7 protein-coding genes are annotated in these 6,859 nt (G+C 45.1%); all 7 read left to right on the plus strand.

Features of this window, described 5'->3' with window-relative positions; translation table 11 throughout:
* The first annotated feature begins 113 nt into the window (after window positions 1-113).
* Window positions 114-1,790 carry a GMC family oxidoreductase gene (locus tag ACTXGO_RS07955; protein WP_443541521.1) on the plus strand — a complete coding sequence of 559 codons (1,677 nt, stop codon included), beginning with the start codon at window positions 114-116 and terminating at the stop codon, window positions 1,788-1,790.
* Between the two features lie 157 nt (window positions 1,791-1,947).
* The gene (locus ACTXGO_RS07960) at window positions 1,948-2,409 is read left to right on the plus strand and encodes a methyltransferase family protein (protein WP_443541519.1); all 462 of its coding nucleotides are present in this window, start codon (window positions 1,948-1,950) and stop codon (window positions 2,407-2,409) included.
* Window positions 2,410-2,444: 35 nt separating this feature from the next.
* On the plus strand, window positions 2,445-3,260 hold the full coding sequence (locus ACTXGO_RS07965; RefSeq protein WP_443573976.1) for a PhzF family phenazine biosynthesis protein: 816 nt from the start codon (window positions 2,445-2,447) through the stop codon (window positions 3,258-3,260).
* A 6-nt stretch (window positions 3,261-3,266) separates the two neighbouring features.
* Entirely contained in the window at window positions 3,267-3,599 is a 333-nt protein-coding gene (locus ACTXGO_RS07970; protein ID WP_317199357.1) for a YnfA family protein, read from the plus strand.
* A 195-nt stretch (window positions 3,600-3,794) separates the two neighbouring features.
* A complete protein-coding gene (locus ACTXGO_RS07975) occupies window positions 3,795-4,427 on the plus strand; it encodes a 6-pyruvoyl trahydropterin synthase family protein (RefSeq protein WP_443541515.1) in 633 nt (210 codons plus the stop codon).
* Window positions 4,427-4,927, plus strand: coding sequence for a tRNA (adenosine(37)-N6)-threonylcarbamoyltransferase complex ATPase subunit type 1 TsaE (gene tsaE, locus ACTXGO_RS07980; RefSeq protein ID WP_443541513.1), 501 nt, complete (start codon window positions 4,427-4,429; stop codon window positions 4,925-4,927). Before ACTXGO_RS07975 ends, tsaE begins: the two co-directional genes overlap by 1 nt.
* Before the next feature lie 73 nt (window positions 4,928-5,000).
* Window positions 5,001-6,725, plus strand: coding sequence for a DNA mismatch repair endonuclease MutL (gene mutL / locus ACTXGO_RS07985; RefSeq protein WP_443573978.1), 1,725 nt, complete (start codon window positions 5,001-5,003; stop codon window positions 6,723-6,725).
* Window positions 6,726-6,859 lie beyond the last annotated feature (134 nt).

Genomic DNA, 6,859 nt, shown 5'->3' on the forward strand with positions numbered 1-6,859 from the left:
TTTTTTGTTAAATTTTCCTACTCATAATCTACTGATAATAAATTCTGCTATAGTTAAGCGACAGTATGGTGTTGTTTGACACCTGCTACTCATAAGCAAGGAGCGCTTAACTCATGGAATTTGACTACATAATTATCGGTGGCGGCTCAGCAGGCTGCGTTATGGCAAGCCGTTTATCAGAAGACCCTAATATCACTGTTTGTCTGCTCGAGTTCGGCGGCGACGGCAAAGACTTGGCAGTACGCGTGCCAGCTGGCGTCATCGTTATGATGCGTGACAAACCGACCAAGATTAACAACTGGTGCTTTGATACCGTGCCGCAAACGCACTTGAACAATCGCACCGGCTACCAGCCACGTGGACAATGCTTGGGCGGATCTTCTGCTATCAACGCTATGGTCTACACGCGTGGTAGCGCCAAAGATTATGATCGCTGGGAGCAGGATGGCTGCGCAGGGTGGGGCTACGATGATATGCTGCCATACTTTAAAAAAGCTGAGAACAATGTACATGGCGGTAGTGAGCATCATGGCGATAGTGGACCACTCCACGTGTCAGAGCTGGTGAGTCCTCGTCCAATATCGACCTCTTTTGTTGATGCCTGTATTGCCAATGGATTAGACGCCAACAACGACTTTAATGGCACCAAACAAGATGGGGCAGGTCTTTATCAAGTCACCCATTTTCATGGAGAAAAACAAGGCCAGCGCTGCTCAGCGGCCGCCGCGTACATCCATCCTTTTGAAGATAGAGAAAACCTGACGATTATGACGGGTGCGCGCGTCACTAGTATCTTGACTGAAAATAAGCGAGCGATAGGCGTGGCTTATGATAAGCATGGTGAACATTATACCGCCACCGCCCGATCTGAAGTTATTTTATCAGCTGGTGCATTTGGTTCACCGCAGATACTCATGCTATCAGGTATCGGTCCAAAAGATCATCTAGAAGAGCTCGGTATCGAGGTGGTACATGATTCGCCAAATGTCGGTGAGAACTTACAAGATCACTTAGATGTGGTCTTTGATTACAAGGTAAATACCAAAGATGTCATCGGTATTGGCTTTGGAACGGTACCTATGATGATGTCAGCGATTGGGGAGTGGAGAAAAAAAGGTACTGGCATACTGACCACCAACTACGCAGAAGCGGGCGCGTTCTTTAATGCAACAGATGCGACACCAACTGATTGGCCAGATACGCAGTTGCACTTTGTCATCTCGCGCGTCATTAATCACGGCCGTGAGGTCAAATGGGGTTATGGTATCTCTGTCCATAGCTGTTATTTACGCCCTGAGAGTCGCGGTACGGTTAAATTGGCCTCAACCGATGCTAGTGTCGCACCCCTTATAGACCCCAACTATTTGTCACATGAAAAAGATGTTGAATTCATGATGGCAGGGGCCAAACGTACGCGTGAGATTATGGAGGAGGCCCCCCTTGCCAAGTTTATCACCGAAGATTACGCCGCGCCCTATCTGGAAAAAGATGGGCTGCTTGGCTACATTCAAAACAGATCTGATACTATCTATCATCCTGTAGGGACTTGCCGTATGGGTGCAGATGAGCTATCCGTCGTCGACACTGATCTCAAGGTCAGAGGGATAGAGAGCTTGCGCGTGATTGATGCCTCTATTATGCCGACCCTGATCAGTGCCAACACTAATGCGCCAACCATCGCTATCGCTGAAAAGATAGCGGATCAAATGAAATCTGAGCGCATTAGTAGTGGAACCGTACCGACCGAGATTAACAATTATGCTAAAGCTGAGCACGTAGCGGCGGTATAGTATTCCCGTAATGTTTTGATTTATACAAAGCTTCTTGGTGCTTTAGGGCTAAGAAGCTTTTATGTTTTGGTAACGATATATTTAAGACAGCATGATTTATATAAAACGTTTAGCACTCAAACTATAACTATGGTTTTACATTGGAGGTAGACTTGTCATGCGCTTTTTAGAGCTTAAAGTACCACCTGTAGTACAAGTTGTTGTCTCAGCCGCTGCTATGTATGGCGTCTCTAAAGTTGCGCCAAATTTACAGTTCTCAATTGAAGGCTCAACCATGATAGCAGTTGGTTTAGGCGCTATAGGGTTAGGATTAGGCGTTTTAGGAGTTGCTCAATTCAAAAAAGCGCAGACCACGCCCAACCCGCAAGCGCTCGAAAAGGCATCTAGTTTGGTGACTAGCGGCATTTATCGATACACGCGTAATCCTATGTATGTCGGATTGACTCTAGTCTTGTTAGGCTGGGCATTTTATTTATCCCATTATTTGGCGTTTATAATCCTGCCTGTCTTTGTTATCTACATGACGCGCTTTCAGATTGAGCCTGAGGAGCGCGCGATGACACGGTTATTTGGCACAGCGTATCAGAGTTATAGAGCCAAAGTTCGGCGCTGGATTTAATGCTATTTGATAACAAATGTAGGAGTGAGACTAGTATGCAACTTGAGATTAACGTAGTAGATGCTTTTACCGATGAGCTATTCAAGGGTAACTCAGCGGCTGTAATAGTCACGGAGAATTGGCTGGCGGACGAGCAGATGCAGTCCATTGCTACTGAGAACAATTTATCTGAGACTGCGTTTTTAGTGGCGGGTAGCACAGCGGATACTTATCACATTCGTTGGTTTTCACCGCTGACTGAGATTGCCTTTTGTGGTCACGCGACTTTGGCGTCGGCTTTTATATTGTTTAATAAATATCCTATTTTAAAAACCATTCGTTTATCAGCAAAAGCTATCGGTATGATGACCGTGATACAAACTGACAACGGTAAAATACAGATGAATTTTCCCAATACCAAACCTATTGAATGTGAGGATATTCCTGAGAGTTTACTGGCAGGGTTGTCCATCGCGCCTGCTGAGGTCTATAAAAACGCTCAAGCTTATTTTGTCGTTTATCATTTTGAATCTGATGTTCTAAATGTGGTTCGTGATAACGATAAATTAAAGCAGCTAGCGCCTTTGGATGTGGTCGTGACTTGTCAGACTCAGTCAAAGCAGTTTAAAGATTTCGATTTTATCTCTAGGTATTTTTGGCCTGCCAATGGCGGTGATGAAGACCCAGTGACAGGTTCAATTCATACAGGACTGGCGCCATTGTGGGCAGATCGTTTGGGTAAAAACGAATTGGTTGCTTATCAAGCATCAAAGCGGGGCGGGGTAGTATATTGTGAGGTTGCAAGCGATAGAGTTTTGATTTCAGGCAACGCCGTTCAGTACTTGACGGGATTTATTACGATTAAGGAGTAATGGGGTTTGACTGAATTAAAGACGCTTGGTCTTTTTGCGCTGACCGCATTGGCTGAAATTGTGGGTTGCTACCTACCTTATCTTTGGCTACGAGAGGGTAAGAGTGTTTGGCTGCTTATTCCTGGTGTGCTGAGTTTGGCGGCCTTTGTCTGGCTATTGACTCTACATCCGACTGCGGTAGGTAGAGTTTACGCAGCTTACGGCGGAGTGTATGTGGTTATGGCGATTTTATGGTTATGGACTGTGAACGGTATCAGACCCACCACATGGGATGTATTAGGGTCTGCGATTGCACTATTAGGAATGGCGATCATTATGTTTGCGCCACGAAGCAGTTAAAAGGTTTATTTATCGAATCATTATGTTAAAGGTGGCAAAACTTCGACATCAGTGTTTGTTTTTATGCTACCTAGACCTTGTTAATAAGCGCTTACTTACGGATGCAGAGCAATTTGCTATAATAGATACTAAATTTGGCACCCTCTTTTCGTTATCTTGGCTGACAGGATAACGTTTCTTATTTGGTTGATATCTATGCGTATTCGTAAACTTTTTAAATTTGAAAATGCTCATATCGTGCGTAACTGTAGCTCTGAGCGCTGCAAGCACTCCATCCATGGGCACAGTTATCAGATTGAGCTCATACTTGAGGCTCAGCGTCTTGATCAAGGCCAGATGGTCTATGATTTTGGCCTATTAAAATCATCTATCAAAGATATTATTGACAGCTTTGATCATGCCATTTGTTTTTGGAATCAAGACGATCCTGAGTATATCGAGGCATGCAAAAAATTTAGTGCACGCTGGATTAGTTTGCCTGTGTCACCATCAGCTGAGCAGTTCTCGCGGGTCATATTCTTTTGGGCGCAATCAATCCTAGCGCAGACGCAAATGCAAAACGGCGAGGCGGATGTGAGCGTTTATTCCGTCATTGCGCACGAGACGGCGACAGGTTACGCGCAGTGCTTTGCCGATGATGTCGCCAACGCGCAGATGGGTGAGCTACGACTTGAGGACTTTGAATTTAGTGAACAAGTGCAAAGCGAATGGCATGATCCCAAGCTTTATGCCAAGCTCATAAAAGGCGAGCGCTTTATCAATCCTACGGTATTGATGCAAGTGGATACCAGAGTTCAAGTGGATAGTAAAGAGACAGGCAGCCATTGATGAGTGATATTCATACAGCAACTTTGACTTTACATTCTGAGGACGACACTCAGCGTTTGGCTGAGCAATTAGCGACGCTACCGCTCACGGGCAGCGTCTGGTTATCAGGTGATTTGGGCGCGGGCAAGACGACATTGACGCGCTATTGGCTGCAAGCACTTGGCCATGATGGCGCGGTTAAAAGTCCCACTTATACTTTGGTTGAGCCGTATCAAATCGAGCAAGCGGACGGCTTTATTCACCCAGTCTATCATGCCGACCTTTATCGTTTGCAAGACCCTGAGGAGCTCTCCTTTATCGGTTTTGATGAGTATCTCGATGAGCCAAATGCTTTAGTTATCATTGAATGGGCGAGCCGCGCTGATAGCTATTTGCCGCCGCCCGTTTTGTTTATAGATATGACTCAAAGTGATACCAATCAAGACAGCCGAAAGGCTGCGCTGCGCTTATCTAAAGCAGGGCAGGCGCAAGGGCTAGAGCTATCAGCCATTGGCCTTTAACCTGTATCCTATCTAGCTCTTAATCTTTTCAATTAGTTCCCAAAGTTTAAAATGGATCTCTAAAGCTTTTACTATGTCAGATAATCGCTTAAGCACACGTATCAAAAAGCTATCACCACTGCTCATTAACCAACTAGCAGCAGGTGAGGTCGTCACGCGCCCAGCCGCTGTGGTTAAGGAGTTACTTGAGAACGCTGTCGATGCGGGTGCTACTCATATTGAGGTGTGTATCACTCAAGGCGGTATGGGCATGATAGAGGTCATCGATAACGGTAGTGGCATTCATCCTGATGATATGATCATGGCAGTTACGCGTCATGCGACGAGCAAAGTGGCTGATATTGCCAATTTGCATGGTATCAGCACGCTTGGGTTTCGCGGTGAAGCGCTGGCGGCAACGGCTGCGGTGTCACGGCTCACATTGAGCAGTAGTCATGATGACAGTGGTATCGGTCGGCAATTGCAGGTAGCAGGCGTATTAGCTGATACGCCCAAACTTATGCCAGTGGTGCATCAGCGCGGTACGACGATCACCGTCAAAGACCTCTACTTTAATGTTCCTGCGCGGCGCAGTAATATAAAGTCGCTAGCTACTGAATTTATGCATATTGAAACTATCGTCCGCGAGGTGGCTATCGCCTGCGCCGATATAACACTGACGCTTTATCACGATCAAAAAAAGCGCTTACATTTAGGTGCTAGTACTATCGATAGCGGTATTGAGTACACTATTGGTAATCTACTGCCGCTGCCAAGATTGGAGCAAGCTCTAGGCATATCGCTTAAGGATCAAGCGCTAGAGATACTAGTCGATTTGAACAATCTGGTGTCGCAATCGAGTACCAAACCTGAGCACATAGCAGATGACAAAAGGCTCAGCGAGGCAAAAATCAGTGGCTGGATTTGGCCCAATCAAGATAAGACGGTAGGTCTGCTTAAGCTACTATATGTCAATGGGCGTTTGATCAAAGACTCGCTGATTAGTAATCAGCTCAAGCAAATTGCATCAAGTGCAGGGTGCGATAGCATTCACTATGCGCTGTATTTTGAGCTGCCTTGTGAGTGGTTAAATCTCAATGTGCATCCGACCAAGCAGCGGATTAAGATTAGTCCTTTGAACAATATACTCGCGCATTTAGGTCATGTGGTTCAAACGACATTGAGCCGATTGCCACCACCTAACGCTCTAGCAGCTAATCTGTCTACAATGAACAACTCAGCTAATACCAAACCATTTTCACAGTCCGCTTATTTGGTACAAGCACCTATAGATCAATATAGCGCATCGCCTACTATCAATAATAATCCTGTTATAGATCATGATTATCCATTAGCAAAAACGAATATTTATAATGACGATAGTGATACATCATTAAGTGTTGATAATCAGAGTATCGATCTGGCAGTACATTTAGATAAACGTATGAGTTTGCCACTGTGTTTGGAGGTCATTCATGATGCAAAGGATAATTGGCAGTTTGAAGATAACGACGACAAGACATTGCCTTGGCTGCTCTTGTTTCATCAAGGTCAGTTGCTACTCATTAGCGAGCAAGACTGGTATACGCATATCAATGCTCTATTTGATTCAAACTGGTTTACCCGTTCAGATTCTATCAGTACAGCAGACACCATCAATCAGCATCTAAACCAAGTTGCTAAGCAGATGTCAGCGCCAGATCTGCACGCATTTGTCGTAGATATTGATTATATACTTAAGTCTTTTGCCATCAGGGCCATCAACACCTCACATCTGCTTACGCTATTATTAGCAGCTCCTACAACGTCGCTCCAATAGCATTAATAGTATTTTTAATCACAAGGTTGTCCATGTCATCGTCCTTTTCTAGTTCATCGTCTAAGCTTAATGATAATAGCGTCATCTGCTTAATGGCGCCGACTGCGAGCGGCAAAACCGCATTAGCGTATGAG

The organism is Psychrobacter sp. T6-1, assembly GCF_052258445.1.

Coding starts and splice junctions, on each gene's coding strand:
- ACTXGO_RS07975 (WP_443541515.1), top strand. CDS start 3,795: ATGCGTATTCGTAAACTTTTTAAATTTGAAAATGCTCATATCGTGCGT.
- ACTXGO_RS07965 (WP_443573976.1), top strand. CDS start 2,445: ATGCAACTTGAGATTAACGTAGTAGATGCTTTTACCGATGAGCTATTC.
- mutL (WP_443573978.1), top strand. CDS start 5,001: ATGTCAGATAATCGCTTAAGCACACGTATCAAAAAGCTATCACCACTG.
- ACTXGO_RS07955 (WP_443541521.1), top strand. CDS start 114: ATGGAATTTGACTACATAATTATCGGTGGCGGCTCAGCAGGCTGCGTT.
- ACTXGO_RS07960 (WP_443541519.1), top strand. CDS start 1,948: ATGCGCTTTTTAGAGCTTAAAGTACCACCTGTAGTACAAGTTGTTGTC.
- tsaE (WP_443541513.1), top strand. CDS start 4,427: ATGAGTGATATTCATACAGCAACTTTGACTTTACATTCTGAGGACGAC.